Consider the following 15455-nt stretch of genomic DNA (forward strand, 5'->3'; position numbering starts at 1 on the left):
CAGAACGGCCGGGGCCATGTCGGCCCCGGCTCGTGCAGAAAAACCGGTCTCATCGTCCGCCCTCGGCATCCGCTGCGAGCAGCGCGGCATTGAGGATCGGGGAGATGGCTGCGGTGGCCTGCGCGCCCGTGAGCTGGGCGTGCAGCGCCTGTACGTCGTGTGCGTCGAGCATGCCCACGTAGGGACTCCATTGCGCCGGCGTCAGGTTCTCGCCCACGTGATCGAGCGCGGCGCGAAAGTACAGCACGCGCCCGTCGTAGCGCTGGTGGCTGTGCGTGCGCACCAGCCGGTTGGTGCCGGCCACCGTGCGGATCACCCCGTCCAGGCGCTCGGGCGGCAGTTCGCCCAGCGGATGGCCACTGCGCCGCAGAAAGCCGATCACGCCGTCATGGTTCAGCGCGACGTCGGGCAGCAGGGCCGGATCGTGGCCGGCGATGTGCAGCAGCGCCTTGTAGAAGGCCTCGGGCGGCGGCTCGGGCTGGCCGCGCCAGACGTCGGCCGGATAGGCGTCGAGCAGGGCCAGCACGCCGACACGGGCGCCGCGACGGCGCAGTTCCACCGCCATGGCCTGGGCGATGATGCCGCCGACCGACCAGCCGAGCAGATGATAGGGCCCTTGCGGCTGGGTCTGCAGGAGCAGGTCGACGTATTCGGCGGCCATGCTGGCCAGGCTGGCGGGCAGGGCCGCCTGGCGCGCCGGTTCCAGCGCGGGCGCCTGCAGGCCGTATACGTTGCGCGCCGGCGCCACGGCCCGCGCGAGGTTGCCGTAGCACCAGGACAGGCCGCCGGCCGGGTGCACGCAGAACAGCGCCGGCAGTGCGTTGTCGGTCCGGCGCAGCGCAATCCGGGGGCCGAAGCCCGCGTTGTCCTGCGCCGCCGGGCCGTCGTCCCGTTCGCCTGGCTGGGCGTCCAGGTAGGCCGCCAGGGCGGCCACGGTGGCGTGTTCGAAGACGGCGCCCAGCGTGCACTGGCGGCCGAGTTCCTGGCGGATCGCGAGGGCGAGCTGGGCGGCGAGCAGCGAATGGCCGCCCAGGGCGAAGAAGTCGTCGTCGGCGCCGACCGGGGCCGGCGTTTGCAGGATGCGCGCGAACAGGGCGGCGACTTCCATCTCGCGGTCGGTCTCGGGGACGCGTCCCGCGGCGTGCAGATGGGCGGGCGTGGGCAGCGCCTTGCGGTCGAGCTTGCCGTTGGCGGTTACCGGCAGCGCCGCGAGCCACACGTAGGCGCCCGGCTGCATGACGGCGGGCAGGTGGGCGGCGGCATGCGCGCGGACCGCGGTTTCGTCAGCCGGCGCGTCCGGGCGCGCCACCAGATACGCCACCAGGCGCGCCTGCGTCGCCTCGCCGTGGACCAGCACCGCTGCCGAATCGACGCCGGGCGCGTGCGCGAGCACGCTCTCGATCTCGCCCAGTTCGATCCGCTGGCCGCGAATCTTCACTTGATGATCGGAGCGGCCGAGAAAGACCAGCGCGCCGTCCTCGCGGCGGCGCGCGAGGTCGCCGGTGGCGTACATGCGCGCGCCGGGCGCGCCGAAGGGGTCGGTGATGAAGCGCTGCGCGGTCAGTTCCGGCTGGCCCAGGTAGCCGATGGCAAGCTGGCGGCCCGCAATGTAGAGGTGGCCCGCCACGCCCGGCGGCACCGGCCGCAGGCGTTCGTCGAGCACGTACATGGCGGTGTTCCAGACCGGCATGCCGATCGGCACGGGGTCCGAGGCGTCGTCGCGGCCGGCCGGCCACCAGGTCACGTCCACCGCGGCCTCGGTCGGGCCGTAAAGATTGTGCAGCTCGGCCGACAGCGTCGTATGGAAGCGCTCGCGCAGGGCCGCGGGCAGGGCTTCGCCGCTGCAGAACACGCGGCGCAGGGCCAGGCCGCGCGCCGCCGGCTCGGCCAGGAAGGCGGCCAGCATCGACGGCACGAAGTGCAGGGTGCTGACGCGCTCCTCGACCAGGAGGCGCGCCAGCCACGCCGGATCGCGGTGCGCTTCGGGCGGCGCGACCACCAGGGTGGCGCCGCACAGCAGCGGCAGGAAGAACTCCCAGACCGAGACATCGAAGGTGCTCGGCGTCTTCTGCAGGATGCGTTCGCTGGCGTCGATGCCGTAGTGCTCGCGCATCCAGAGCAGCCGGTTGACGATGGCGTCGTGGGCGATGACGACGCCCTTGGGCGTGCCGGTCGATCCCGAGGTGAACAGGACGTAGGCCGGGTCGTCCGGCGTGGGCGCCTGGCCCAGGTCCCAGGCCGGCGCGGGGCCGTCGGTGGCGAGCGTCGCGACGTCCTGGGGCAGGGCGGCGCGCCCCGCGGCGTCGGCGATCACGGCGCGCGGCGTGGCCTGGCCGACCAGGCTGCCCAGGCGCGCCGGCGGATGCTGGATGTCCAGCGGCAGGTAGGCCGCACCCGCGCGCAGCACGGCGACGAGGGCGATCACCATCTCGGGCGAACGCTGCATGGCGATGGCCACGCGCTCGCCCCGGCGCACGCTGGCTGCCTGCAGCCGCGCGGCGAGTTCGCGGCTGCAGCGTTCCAGCTCGGCGTAGGTGATGTCGCGCCCGCCCTGCGTCAGCGCCACCGCCTCGGGGCAGCGGTGCATGGTCTCTTCGATCAGGGCCGCCAGGGTGGTGCGCGGTACGGCATGGGCCGTGTCGTTGACATCGACGAGCCAGCGCTGCCGCTCGCTGGGCGTGAGTGTGGGCACGCCAGCCAGGTCGTCCGCGTGCAGGGCGCCGGCGAGAAAGTGCGCCAGGCGCGACAGATGGGCGCCGACCACGCCCTCGGGATAGAGCGCTGGGTTGGCCTCGACCGAGAGCAGGATGCCGCTGGCCGGCGTGCCGCGGAAGGTGAGCGTGAGGTCCTCGACCGGGCCCGCGCACAGCACGTGCAGCTCGGTGCGCAGGCCGGGCAGCGTCGCCACGGCCTCGAAGGGCAGCACGTTGACCAGCGGCCCGTACAGGCGCCGGGTGCCGCCGAGCAGGCCGAGATCGCGGCGCAGTTGCTCGCTGCGGTATCGCCCATGGCGCCGCGCCTGGCGCAGGGTGCGCGCGGCTTCGCCGAGCAGCGCATCGGCCGGCGTGTCCTCGTCGATGCGCAGGCGCAGCGGCACGACGTTCATCACCATGGCCGGCACGCGCGCCGTGCGATTGCCGAGGCGGCCCATGTAGGGCACGCCGAGCACGGCTTCGGGCTGGCCCGTGTGCCGGCACAGGTAGGCGCCGCACAGCGTGGTGAGAATGTCGGGCCAGGCGACATCGGTACGGGCCTGGACCGCGTCCAGCGCCTGCCCGATCTCGGCCGGCAGGCGCACGCTGGCGTACAGCGCGCGGTGCTCGCTCAGCGGCACGCCCTCGGCCAGGCTGGTCACGGTCGGCAGGTCGGCGAAGGCCTTCTGCCAGTACGCCTGGTCGCGCACGCGCTGCTCGCTCTGCCGGTACGCCGCGTCCTCGCCGAGCGCGTCGGCATACGGCGCGAGCGCGTCGCCCGCGTCCACCGCCTCGCCGGTGGCATAGGCATAGAGACGTGCCGCGCGTGCGTCGACCAGGGCGATGCCGTAGCCGTCGATGAAGACGTGATGGACGCGCTGATACCAGAAGTAGCGCTGTTCGCCCACGCGGTACAGCACGTGCCGGGCGCAGGCGTCCAGCACCGGGTCGCGAGCTATGCCCAGATCCTGCCGCATGTCGGCGAGCGCCGCGCTCTCGGGCTGCGCCAGATGGCGCAGATCGACCAGGGCGAGCCGTGGCCGCAGGCCCTCGTCGAGCACCTGGCGCGGCCCGTCCGCCGTCTCCACCACCCGGCAGGCCAGCGCGTCGGCCTCGGCAAGGGCGGCGTCGACCGCGTCGCGGAACAAGTCCGCGCGCAGCGGCCCGTCGATCACGGTGTAGTGGCCGATGTTGAAGATCGGGTTGGCGGGGTCCAGCCGCTGGGCATACCAGAGGCCGAGCTGGGCCTCGGTGAGCGGCGCGCCGATGGGCGTAGAGAGCGGGTGCTGCATGGCGTGCGATCAGTCCTGGGCGTTGCCTGCCTGGCCGACGCTGCGGGCGATCACCTGCCACCAGTGGGCCAGGGTGGGCTCGCTCGCCAGCTCGGAGAATTCGATGCTGGCGCCGGCCTCGCGCCAGCGCGTGACCAGCGCCATGGCGCGGATGGAATCCAGCCCCAGGTCGATGAGATTGTCGGTATCGCCGATCTCGGCGGGGTCTTCGTGCAGCAGGCGGGCGACGTCCGCGCGCAGGCGGGCGAGGCTCCAGGTGTTCTCGATGGGGCCGTTCATGCTTGTGTGTCCTTGTTGTTCTGCTCGTCGAGCTGGGCGCGCAACTGGGCGCGCAGTTCCTTGCGGCTGATCTTCAGCGCGGCGGTCGAAGAAAAGGCGTCGACGAAGACGATCTGGTCCGGCACCTTGAACTCGGCCAGCCCGCGCGAGCGTATCCACTGCTTGAGCGCGACGGCCCTGGGCTTCTCGCCCTTGGGCACGATGAAGGCGCAGCTACGTTCGCCCAGGTATTCGTCGGGCACCGACACCACCGCCGCGTCGAAGACCTGCGGGTGGGCGACCAGGTGATCCTCGATCTCCTCGGCCGAGATCTTCTCGCCGGCGCGATTGATGTGATCGTTGGCGCGGCCCTGCACCACGAGGTAGCCGCCCGGCAGGCGCTTGACGATGTCGCCGGTGCGGTAATAGCCGTCCTCGGTGAACGAGCGGGCGTTGGCCGAGGGGTTGTTGTAGTAGCCGAGGATAGTGTAGGGGCCCCGGGTGAGCAGGTTGCCGGGCTCGCCTTCGGGGACTGGATTGCCCTGGTCGTCGACGATCAGCACCTCGTCGTCCGGGCTGATCGGGCGGCCCTGGGTGTTGACGATGATGTCCTCCGGATCGTCCAGGCGCGTGTAGTTGACCAGGCCCTCGGCCATGCCGAACACCTGCTGCAGCGTCACGCCCAGCGTCGGCCTAACGCGCCGGGCGATCTCCGGCGTGAGCTTGGCGCCGCCCACCTGGATGGTACGCAGCGTGTGCAGCTTGTGCGGGGTGGACTTGCTCGCCTCCAGCCAGACCAGCAGCAGCGGCGGTACCAGGCTGACCATGTTCACGCCCTCGCGCTCGATGAGCGGGAAGGCCGCTTCCGGACTGGGCGAGGCGCTCAGCACCACGCGCGCGCCCACGTAGAGCGCGCCCAGAAAGCCGGGCGAACTCATCGGGAAGTTGTGCGCCATCGGCAGCGCGGCCATGAACACCGTGTCCTCGGTCAGGCCGCAGATACGGTCGCTCTCGCGCAGGGTGTAGATGTAGGCATCGTGTGTGCGCGGGATCAGCTTGGACAGGCCGGTGCTGCCGCCCGAGATCTGCAGGAACGCCACATCGGAAGAGGCGGGTTCCACCGGCTGCGTGGCGCTGTCGCGGCCGGCGGCCTCGAGCGCGGCGAGTGTGCCAAAGCCGGTTTCGCCCGCGTCGCCCACGACGACCACGTGCTCGACGCCCGGCTCGCGCTCGCGCAGTTCGGCCGCCAGGCCTCGGTAGTCGAAGTTGTCGTAGCGATCGACCGTGACGTAGGCGCGCGCGCCGCCGGTGCCGGCGAAGTGCGCAATCTCGGTAATGCGGTGGGCGGGCAGGGCGTAGAGCGGCAGCAGCCCGGCGCGGAACAGGCCGAAGATCACCGAGACGAACTCGGGGATGTTGGGCAGATGCACGATCACCCGGTCGCCGGGGACGAGGCCCAGGTCGAGCAGGCCGCGCGCAATGGCGTCGGCGCGCGCGTCCAGCTCGCCATAGCTCCAGCGTTGCCCGCCGCCTACGACGGCAATGCGCTCGGGGTGCAGACGGGCGCGCTCGCGCAGCACGGCGCCGAAGGTCTCACCGCGCCAGTAGCCCTTGGCGCGATAGCGTTCGGCGAGTTCGGCGGGCCAGGTCTGTACAGGTTTTTCCATGGCGTTCATCCAATACAGGAATCTGAAGAGAGGCCGGCGGCCGCGATACTGCGCACGTCCAGCCGGCGGGGTTCGAGCATCTCGGCCTGGCCGCGCACGGCGGCGGCGATCCAGCAGTCGTCGTCCAGCGCCTGGCTGGCCACGCGATAGCTCGCATGATCGGTGTTCGCGTCGAGGGCCTCGACGGGCTGCAAGCGCGGGCTGGCGCATGGCACGGCGAACGCCTGCCAGTCGCCGCCCAGGCCTTCGCCGCTGGCCTTGAGCACGGCTTCCTTGGCGGTCCAGACCGACAGGAAGCCAGCGGGCGTGCCGGCGCGATGCGCTTCCTCGGGGCGGAACCAGCGCGCGGCGATGTCGCGGTGGTCCGGCGGGCAGCCGCACTCCACGTCCACCCCGACCGCGTGGCCGGCCACGGCGACGGCCACCCAGGCGCCGCTGTGCGAGACGTTGAAGTGCACGCCGGCGTCATGCCAGGCGCCCGCCAGGTGGGGCTTGCCCAGGCGGGTGCGCTCGAACCGCGGTTCGAGCGGGGCGCAGCCCAGCCGGGCGGCCAGCAGGTGGCGCAAGGCCGCATAGGCCACGATGCCGTGGCGCTGGTCGTCGGGCCGGCGCCGACGCAACACCCGTGCGCGCTCGTGCGGCAGCAGAGCGGCCGTCAGACCCTGCAGGACGTCGGCGTCCAGATCCGTGCGCAGGAGATGGACAATAAGCATCTAGATTCCCAGCAGCCGGTGCACGGCGTCGTGGTCACGCCGCAGGCGCTCGGGCGCGCCGGCGTAGGCCACGCGGCCCTGGGCGAGCACCACCGTGTGTGTAGCCACGTCGAGCGCCAGGCCGAGATTCTGCTCGACCAGCAGCAGCGTGGTGCCGCGTTCGGCCAGGGTGCGCAGCGCCGGCGCCAGCACGGATTGCACCAGCATGGGCGCGAGCCCTTCGCTGGGCTCGTCCAGTGCGATCACCTCGGCCTGGGTGAGCAGCGCGCGCCCGACGGCGAGCATCTGGCGCTCGCCGCCGCTCAGCATGCCGCTCGCGGCGTTGCGTCGTTCGTGCAGGCGCGGAAAGAGCGCATACACATCGTCGAGCGACCACAGGCGGCGGCTGCGCGGTGTGAGCGTGGCCAGCCGCAGGTTCTCCTGCACGGCGAGCGAGGCGAACACGCCGCGCCCCTGCGGCACCAGGGCCAGCCCGGCGCGCGCGATGCGATGCGTCGGCCAGCCGTTGACGCGCCGGCCGTGCACCAGGATGTCGCCGTGCACGTCGGGGCCGAGATTGAAGAGGGCGTTGAGCAGGGTCGTCTTGCCGGCGCCGTTGCGGCCCAGCACGGCGAGCACATCGCCCGCCTTCAGTTCGAGGTCGACGCCGCGCAGCACGGCGCCGCCGCCGTAGCCCGCATGGACATTGCGCAGGCTGACGACAGCGTTCGCGGTGCCGGGCTGGGCGGCGAGGGCGGCAGCGTTCGGCATCATGCGGCCTGCGCCTGCAGTAGGTCCAGATCCCCGGCTTGCGCGCCGAGATAGGCCGCGCGCACGGCGTCGTGCCGGCGCACCCGCGCCGGCGTATCGAGGGCGATGAGCTGTCCGAGGTCGAGCACGGCGATACGCTCGCACAGGCGGAACACGATGTCCACATCGTGCGAGATCAGCACCATGGCGAAACGTCCGCGCTGCTCGGCAAGCAGCGCTGCGAGCTGTTCCGATTCACCGGCCGACAGGCCCGCGGTGGGCTCGTCGAGCAGCAGCACGCGGGGCTCCTGGGCCAGACCCACGAGCACGTCGACCAGGCGCTGCTGGCCGTAGGACAACGCCGCCAGCGGTTGCTCGCCCAGGCCGGCCAGCGGCGAGCGCGCGAGCCAGTCGTCCGCGCGGGCCTCGGCCTCGTGCAGGGCGGCGCGGCCGCGCCACCAGCGGTAGCCGGTGCCCGCTCGAGCCAGCACGGCCAGGGCGAGATTGCGCCGCACGTTCATGCTGCCGAAGAGCAGGCTCTTCTGGAAGGTGCGTACCAGGCCGAGGCGGGCACGCTGGGCGACGTCCAGCCCGCTGGCGTCGCGGCCCAGATAGCGCACCGCGCCGCCGCTGGGCGCGAGAAAGCCGGAGATGAGATTGAAGAGCGTGGTCTTGCCCGCGCCGTTCGGCCCGATCAGGCCCAGGCATTCACCCGCGCGCACGTCGAGCGACACACCGCGGATCACGTCCACTTCGCCGAAGCGCTTGTCGACTGCGTCGAGCTGCAGCACGGGCTGCGCCTCGGCGCCTGGCAGAGGCCGGTTCATTGCGGTGCCCTCCCGTTCTCGGCAGGGTGTGCGTCGCCGTTGGACCGCCGGCGCTCGCGCCAGAGATGGGCGATGCCGTGCGGCATGAACACCACGGTGGCCACGAAGATGACGCCGATCACCAGTTGCCAGCGGTCGGTGTGCGAGCTGACGTAGGTCTGCACGAAGAGGTAGACGGCAGCCCCGACGAAACCGCCCGTCCGGGAGCCGATGCCGCCGATCACCGCCATGATGATGAATGCCGCCGACATGCTCCAGTGCACGGTGTTGGGGCCGACATATTGATTCAGGAAGGGGTAGACCGCGCCTGCCAGCCCGGCCACGCCGCCGGCCAGGATGAAGGCCGAGACGCGCAGGCGGCCGGCGCTCCAGCCCAGGGCGTCCACGCGCAGCGGCTGGTCGCGCCAGGCCGCGAGCGCGAGGCCGATCGGCGCGCGCGCATACGAGCGCAGCAGCCACCAGCCCACCATTGCCGTGCCCGCGGCCACCAGGTACAGCGCGGTCGCGCTGGCCAGCGGCTGGCCGGCAACGCTCAGGCGGGGAAAGCCGCGCAGGCCGTCCGCGCCGCCGGTCACGTCGTGCCAGCGGAACGCGACCTCCCAGACCATCTGGCCCAGCACCAGGGTGAGCACGAGGAAGAACAGGCCGCTGGTGCGCAGCGTGGCCGCGCCCATGAGCGCGCCGAGCAGCATGCCGCTGGCGGCGCCCAGCGGCAGCACCCAGACCAGTTCCGCATGGCCGAGCCGGCCGGCGACCACCGCCACGACGTATGCCGCCGCGCCGAAGATCGCGCCATGGCCGAGCGAGGCCATGCCCCCCGTGCCCATCAGCAGGTTCAGGCTGCACACGGCGGTGCCGATCAAGAGGATCTCGGCGGCGAAGCGGACCAGGAAGGCGCCGCCCAGCCACGGCAGCGCCACGGCCAGCGCGAGCAGGGCGGCCAGTGCCAGACGGTGGGCGGGCGAGGGCGCGCGAAGAACCGTCATACGGTTCTCTCCCGGGAGGCCAGCAGGCCGGTCGGGCGGGCGATGAGCAGGCCCGCCATGACGGCCAGGGTGAGCAGATTGGAAAGCTCGGGCAGCCAGACCCGCGCGAAGGTGCTCACGAAGCCCAGCAGCAGGGCGCCGGCCACGACGCCGCGGAAGTTGCCCAGGCCGCCGATCACCACGACCAGCAGGGCGAGCAGCAGCACTTCTTCGTCGAGCCCGGGATAGGCCGACAGCATGCCGGCCCCGAGCGCGCCGCCCAGGCCGCCGAGCGCGGCAGCCAGCGCCATGCCCACCGTCAGCATCCTGCGGGTGTCGATGCCCAGCGTCTCGACGATGCCGCGGTCGGCGACGCAGGCGCGCAGGGCCGCGCCCCAGAGCGTGCGGTCCAGGGACCACCAGAGCACGGCGGCGAGCGCCAGGCCGCAGGCGATGATGACCAGCCGGTAGAGCGGAAAGGGCAGGCCGGCGACGAAGACCACGCCGCGCAGGAATTCCGGCAGCGCCGGCGACAGGGTTTCGGCGCCGAAGCCCCAGCGCATCAGGTCGGCGAACACCACCGAGATGCCGTAGGTGAGGAGCACCTGCATCAGGTGCGCCCGCGCATAGAAGCGCGCGAACACCAGCCGGTCCAGGATCAGCCCGACCGCGCCCGTGAGCACGAAGGCCGCCGGCAGGGCGAGCCACCACGGCGCGCCGCCAGCCAGCCAGGTGATGGCGATGTAGCCGCCCAGCAGGAAGAACGAGCCGTGGGCCAGGTTGACGAAGCTCATCAGGCTCAGCACCAGCGAGAGCCCGAGCCCGGTGAGCAGCAGCAGGACGGAGAACGACAGCGCGTTGAGGGTTTGGATCAGGTAGTAGGACACAATCAATGCAAGGACCGCGGGGCGAGGGCGGGGACGCCGGCTGGCATGCCCGTCATTTCCCCGGGCCCGGGTCCTGGATCGCAGGGTAGGTGTGGATCACGGTGTTCAGCGGGTTGCCCTGGGCATCGGCGCGCACCTCGTTGACGTAGATGTCGAGGATCGCCTGATTGTTGCGCGGATCGAAGCGCATCGGCCCGAACGCCGTCGCCACGGGCGCGTCCAGCAGCCGCTTGCGCATGTCTTCCTTGCGGGCCACGTCGCCGTCCACGGCCTCCAGTGCGGCGCGGATCACCTGCCCGGTGGCGTAGCCCGAGGTGCTGGCCTCGCCCGGCAGGCGGTTGCGCGCCTGGCGATAGGCCGCGACGAAGTCGGCCGAGGCCGGCGCCAGCGGCGACTGGTGGAAGGTGTTGATCCCGCCGATGCCGGCCGCGCCGACGGCGGGCAGCACGTCCTCCTGGTCGAACAGCGCGCCCGGGCCGATCAGCCGGATCTTGTCCTGCAGGCGGAACTCGCGCATCTGCTGCAGAAAGCGCACGGCGTCGGCCCCGGGCAGGAAGGAATAGATGAAGGCCGGGCTTTCGGCGGCGATGTTCATGAGCAGCGGCGCGAAGTCGGCCGTGCCCAGCGGCGTCCAGAGCTGGCGGCCGAGCTTGCCGCCCTGCGCCCGGTAGGCGTCGGCGAAGTCGGCGACGTACTCGCGGCCGGCCGCGTAGTCCGAAGCCAGGGTGATGCCGCCCTGCTTGTCGATGTGTTCGCAGGCCCAGAGGCCGGCCGGATGGCCCAGCATCCAGCTCGTCTTGGTCGGCCGGAAGATGACCGGGCTGGCTGCCTCGCGGGCGAGCGCGTTGGCTGCCGCATTGGACACGAAAGTGGGCGTGCCCGCATCGGTCACGATGTCGCGGATCGCCAGGGCGACCGCGGCGCTGATGATGCCGCAAATGATGTCCACGCGGTCCTGGCCGATCAGCTTGCGCACCTTGCGCACGGCCTCGTCCGGCTTGCCCTGGTCGTCCTCGACCAGGAGTTCGACCGGCCGACCGCCCATCTGCCCGCCCGCCTCGGCGACCAGCATCTGCAGCCCGGCGCGCATGCTCTCGCCGAGCGAGGCGAAGGGGCCGGTCAGCGAGGTGACGAGGGCGATGCGCACGGGCGCCGCGGCACGGGCGCGCCAGGGCAGGAGCGCACCCGCGGCGCTGGCGGCGCCGGCCAGCAGCAGGCTGCGGCGTGCGGACGAGGGAGAAGCGATCTCGGACTGTGTGAGGAGGGTCATGGCGGCAGGCGACTCAGCAGTGCGCCCAGGGTGTTGTCGGGCGGGCATCGGTATGGCCGCCGGTAAAAAGCTAAATGATACACATGCGCATTTGCGTACCGGGTTATACCACTAATGACGACAGTGGTATCGGCCCTCGGCGGCGAAGGCGAGCGCGCGGCGCGCACAGGCGTCGAGCAGGCTCGCATGCGTGCCCCCCGGCACCGCCTCGAAGCTGGCGCAGAGCCCGGGGATAGTCTGCAGCCGCGCCGCCAGAGCCTGGGCCTGTCCGAGCGTGGGTACGCCGCCGGTGCGGCTGTGGGGTGTGCCGTCCGCGCCCACCGCGCGCGCATGGCGGGCTTCGTGCTCGCCGGCCATCACCAGCACGCGGGCCGGCCGGGCAGGGGCGGCGCGGGTGCCGGCCGCGCGGGCGAGCTGCGTCACCTCGTCCAGGATCGCACCGTCGTACCACCACACCGAAGGGCTCGCCGCGAGGTAGCCGGCATAGGCCTGCGGCGCCCGGCACAGCGCATGGAGCACGCACAGCCCGCCGTACGAATGGCCCGCCAGCGTTTCGCGGGTGCGATCGACGCCGGCGGCCGCGTGCACGGCCGGCCGCACGACGGCGTCGATCCAGTCCAGCAGGGCGTCGGCGCCGCCCGCGCGCCATGCCGGGACGCGGGGGTCGCGCAGCGCCGGGCGCCCCGGGATGGCGGGCGTGTAGTCGTAGGCTCGCGCCGCCTTCAGGGATTCGGGGTCCAGGTCGTAGCCGATCGCCGCCACCACCACGTCTGCCGCGGTGCCGGCCAGCGCGTCGCGCGCCGCATCGCCATCGAGGATGTAGAGCACGGGATGGCCCGCCGCAGGCGGCGCGCCGGACGGCACCCGCAAATGGACGCGTCGCGCGCCCTGCGGGCCGCGGTCGGCCAGGGCGAGTTCGCTAAAGCCGGTCATGGCGCGGGCCGCGGGCTCAGCCTGGCGCGCTGCCTGCGCGCTGGCCGGGCTCGTCCAGGTCGATCATGAACGTGCCGCGCATGGGCACGGCGAGAAAGCGCTGGTTGATTTCGTCCAGCGTGCGCGCGGGGTCGATGTCGGCGTTGCCGGCGGGGTCGATCCAGCGCGCGAGCGCCTCGATGAAGACGACGTGCAGCGGCGAATCGTTGAACGCGTGCCAGATCGCGTGGGCGTTGCCCTCGCGCACCGCGGGCAGGGCGCCGAGCCCCTGGGTGGCGATGACCCGGCGCAGGCTGGCACGCGCCTCGTCCGGCGCGACGCCGGTGCCGATCGCCAGGCCCGAGCCGGTACGCCGCTGCGCGCCGGTGCCGGTGGCCACGTAGACCACCGGGTTGCGGCTGTTGATGTATTCCAGGCTCAACTGGCCGGTCGAGGCCCGGATCGTGTCCGCGCCGATGTTGTGCCCGCCGGCGAAGGTGATCATGTCGTTGAAGGTGCCCGAGCCCGGCGAGTTGCAGCAGTCGGTGCTGCCCGCGTGCGCGTGCACGAGCACGGGCGGGCGTTCCTTGCGCTGGCCCGCCGCTCGCGCCACGCGCGCCATGTGTTCCTCGTAGAAGGCGATGAACTGCTCGGCCTGCTCTTCGCGTCCCAGCGCGCGGCCGAGCAGGCGCATGCTCGGCACCGTGTTCTTCAGCGGATCGACGAAGAAGTCGATGATGACCACCGGCACGCCCGCCGCGGCGAAGCGCTGCAGCATGGCCGACTCCTGCGGTGCGGCGCCGGGCCGCAGGCCGGCGAAGGCGGCGGTCAGCACCACCAGGTCGGGGCGCTGTGCGAGCGTGTTCTCGACCGAGAACGTGTCCGGCGTGTGACGCCCGACCACCGGCACCCGGGCGAGAGCGGGAAATGCCTCGAGATATTCCGCGTATTCGCTGGAGAAGGACGACTTCAGCTCGTCGGACCAGCCGGCCAGCACGCTGACCGGGTCCGGATGGATCAGGGCGAGCACGGGCAGGTGCCGCGCCTGCGCCAGCACGACCCGCTGGGCCGGTGCGGCAAGCGTGACCTCGCGGCCGAGCACGTCCTTCAGAACGATGGGAGACTGGGCGGCCAGGGTGGCCGCCGGCGCCACGAACCCTGCGATGAGCAGGCAGGTCGCGGCGAACAGAGCGCGTAGGCGGGACATGGGAGGCTATGACTGATAATCGTTTTTATTCTAGACGCGCATTCTGTCCCGGGCAAACCGCGCGCCGCCGCGCCGTTCAGGCGACATCGCGGTGCAGGCCGTCGATCACCACCTGCAGATAGCCCCGCGAGCACGCTTCGACGCGGCCGTCCACGCCGTACACGGCGGCCAGGGTCTGCGAGGTGACCACCTGCGCCGGGCTGCCTTCGGCCAGCAGTGCGCCGCTGCGGATCATCAGCGCGTGGTCGGTATGGCGCAGCGCGATGTTCAGATCGTGCAGCACGATCACCGTGATGAGATCGTTCTCGCGGGTTTCCTGCGCAAGCAGATCCATGACGTGGAACTGGTAGTTCAGGTCCAGCGCCGAGAGCGGCTCGTCGAGCAGGAGCAGCCGGGGCCGGCGGATCAGCGCCTGGGCCAGGCCGACGAGCTGCTTCTGCCCGCCCGACAGCTCGTCGATGAAACGCATGGCGAGATGGCCCACGCCCAGCCGATCGAGCAGCGCCTGCACCTCGGCGATGCCGACTTCGCCGCGGCCGGCGCCGGCCACGGAGGCGTTGGCGGCCACCAGCACGGATTCGAACACGCGCAGGTGCACCGCGGCAGGCAGCGATTGCGGCAGGTAGACGACCTTGCGCGCGCGCAGCTCGAAGCTCGCCCGCGTGAGGTCTTCACCGTCCAGCACCACGCGGCCCTCGGCGATCCGGGTCAGCCCGGCCAGCGCCTTGAGCAGGGTGGACTTGCCGCTGCCGTTGGGACCGAGCAGGCTCGTCACCGTACCTTCGCGCAGCCCGGCCACGGACAGATCGGGAATGACACGCCGGCTGCCATAGGCCACGGCCAGGTGCTGGATCTCAAGCATGCTCAGCTCCGTGGGGGCGCCTCAAGGCATTCTGCGGCGCAGCACCACCGCGAGAAAGAACGGGATACCGACCAGCGACGTCACGATGCCCACCGGCACGATGATGCCCGGCACGATGTTCTTCGAGGCGATCGAGGCGAGCGACAGAATCACCCCGCCGACCAGGGCGCTGCCCGGCAGGTAGAAGCGGTGGTCTTCGCCGAACAGGCGGCGCGCGATGTGCGGCGCGACCAGCCCGATGAAGCCGATGGTGCCCACGAAGGAAACGGCCAGCGCCGAGAGCAGGCTGATGCGCAGCAGGGAGGTCAGGCGCACGCGGCGCACGTCGATGCCGAAGCTGGCGGCGCGGTCCTCGCCCAGGCGCATCGCCGTGAGGCGCCAGGCGTCGCGCATCGCCAGCGGCAGGATCACCGCGAAGAGCAGCAGCAGCATGCCGACCTTGGGCCAGGTCGCGCGCGACAGGCTGCCCATGGTCCAGAACACCAGGCCCTGCAGCGCGTCGGCGGTGGCGACGAACTGCACCAGCGAGACCAGCGCATTGAAGGAGAACACCAGGGCGATGCCGAAGAGCACCACGCCCGAGGTATTCATGCCGCCCCAGCGCGCCACTACGTCCAGCAGCAGCGCGGCCATGACCGACCAGACGAAGGCGCTGGCGGCGATGGTCCAGGCGGCCGGCACGCCCGGGATCGTGAAATCGAGCACGATCACCAGCGAAGCGCCGAACGCGGCGGCCGACGACAAGCCCAGCGTGAACGGGCTGGCGAGCGGATTGTTCAGAATCGTTTGCATCTCGGCGCCGGCCAGCCCCAGGGCCAGGCCGACCGCCATCGCCATCAGCGCGTAGGGCAGGCGAATGTCCCAGACGATGACCTTGGTGGTCGGGTCGGCATCGGCCGGCGCCACCAGGGTCTGCCAGAGTTCGCCCAGCGTCAGCCCCGCCGGCCCCAGCGTGAAATCCACCAGCATGGCGCCCACGATGACTGCGGCGAGCGCGGCGACCAGCGCCCAGCGGCGGCGCAGGATGGCTGCGTAGGCCTGCGCGGTGTCGGCCGGCCCGGCAGGCCCCGGCGCAGCGCCCGCCGGCCCAGTGCTTTGCGTGCGCTCGCCGGCTTGAGCGTGCGGCGCCGGTCGGCCTGGCTGTGCGTCTGCGCCGAGCCGGTCAGGCTTGGC

Annotated in this window: 13 protein-coding genes; all 13 read right to left on the reverse strand. The window is 71.9% G+C overall.

Annotation, left to right across the window (positions count from 1 at the left end; translation table 11 throughout):
• Window positions 1–49: 49 nt before the first annotated feature.
• The 13 genes from FOZ76_RS27115 to FOZ76_RS27175 all read right to left on the reverse strand — a co-directional run bounded on the left by FOZ76_RS27115 (window position 50) and on the right by FOZ76_RS27175 (window position 15308).
• Window positions 50–3985, reverse strand: coding sequence for a non-ribosomal peptide synthetase (locus FOZ76_RS27115; RefSeq protein ID WP_143951427.1), 3936 nt, complete (start codon window positions 3983–3985; stop codon window positions 50–52).
• Window positions 3986–3994: 9 nt separating this feature from the next.
• Complete coding sequence (locus tag FOZ76_RS27120; RefSeq protein WP_143951428.1) at window positions 3995–4264, reverse strand: phosphopantetheine-binding protein; 270 nt, start codon at window positions 4262–4264, stop codon at window positions 3995–3997.
• Entirely contained in the window at window positions 4261–5910 is a 1650-nt protein-coding gene (locus tag FOZ76_RS27125; protein WP_143951429.1) for a (2,3-dihydroxybenzoyl)adenylate synthase, read from the reverse strand. The genes FOZ76_RS27120 and FOZ76_RS27125 overlap by 4 nt, the downstream gene beginning before the upstream one ends.
• A 5-nt stretch (window positions 5911–5915) precedes the next feature.
• On the reverse strand, window positions 5916–6623 hold the full coding sequence (locus tag FOZ76_RS27130) for a 4'-phosphopantetheinyl transferase family protein (RefSeq protein WP_143951430.1): 708 nt from the start codon (window positions 6621–6623) through the stop codon (window positions 5916–5918).
• Window positions 6624–7376: an ABC transporter ATP-binding protein gene (locus tag FOZ76_RS27135; RefSeq protein WP_246129803.1), complete on the reverse strand. Its 753-nt coding sequence runs from the start codon at window positions 7374–7376 to the stop codon at window positions 6624–6626. It abuts the gene before it with no gap.
• Window positions 7373–8179 carry an ABC transporter ATP-binding protein gene (locus tag FOZ76_RS27140; protein WP_143951431.1) on the reverse strand — a complete coding sequence of 269 codons (807 nt, stop codon included), beginning with the start codon at window positions 8177–8179 and terminating at the stop codon, window positions 7373–7375. The genes FOZ76_RS27135 and FOZ76_RS27140 overlap by 4 nt, the downstream gene beginning before the upstream one ends.
• Complete coding sequence (locus tag FOZ76_RS27145; protein WP_143951432.1) at window positions 8176–9165, reverse strand: branched-chain amino acid ABC transporter permease; 990 nt, start codon at window positions 9163–9165, stop codon at window positions 8176–8178. The genes FOZ76_RS27140 and FOZ76_RS27145 overlap by 4 nt, the downstream gene beginning before the upstream one ends.
• The gene (locus FOZ76_RS27150) at window positions 9162–10031 is read right to left on the reverse strand and encodes a branched-chain amino acid ABC transporter permease (protein WP_143951433.1); all 870 of its coding nucleotides are present in this window, start codon (window positions 10029–10031) and stop codon (window positions 9162–9164) included. Before FOZ76_RS27150 ends, FOZ76_RS27145 begins: the two co-directional genes overlap by 4 nt.
• 52 nt (window positions 10032–10083) lie before the next feature.
• On the reverse strand, window positions 10084–11301 hold the full coding sequence (locus FOZ76_RS27155; RefSeq protein ID WP_143951434.1) for an ABC transporter substrate-binding protein: 1218 nt from the start codon (window positions 11299–11301) through the stop codon (window positions 10084–10086).
• Window positions 11302–11412: 111 nt separating this feature from the next.
• Entirely contained in the window at window positions 11413–12234 is an 822-nt protein-coding gene (locus FOZ76_RS27160) for an alpha/beta hydrolase (protein ID WP_143951435.1), read from the reverse strand.
• A gap of 16 nt (window positions 12235–12250) precedes the next feature.
• Window positions 12251–13420 carry an ABC transporter substrate-binding protein gene (locus FOZ76_RS27165; RefSeq protein ID WP_143951436.1) on the reverse strand — a complete coding sequence of 390 codons (1170 nt, stop codon included), beginning with the start codon at window positions 13418–13420 and terminating at the stop codon, window positions 12251–12253.
• Window positions 13421–13496: 76 nt separating this feature from the next.
• Entirely contained in the window at window positions 13497–14282 is a 786-nt protein-coding gene (locus tag FOZ76_RS27170) for an ABC transporter ATP-binding protein (protein WP_143951437.1), read from the reverse strand.
• Window positions 14283–14303: 21 nt separating this feature from the next.
• On the reverse strand, window positions 14304–15308 hold the full coding sequence (locus FOZ76_RS27175) for a FecCD family ABC transporter permease (RefSeq protein WP_246129808.1): 1005 nt from the start codon (window positions 15306–15308) through the stop codon (window positions 14304–14306).
• Window positions 15309–15455 lie beyond the last annotated feature (147 nt).

Origin of the sequence: Verticiella sediminum (genome assembly GCF_007558815.1) — a bacterium.
Taxonomy (GTDB): Bacteria; Pseudomonadota; Gammaproteobacteria; order Burkholderiales; family Burkholderiaceae_B; genus Verticiella; species Verticiella sediminum.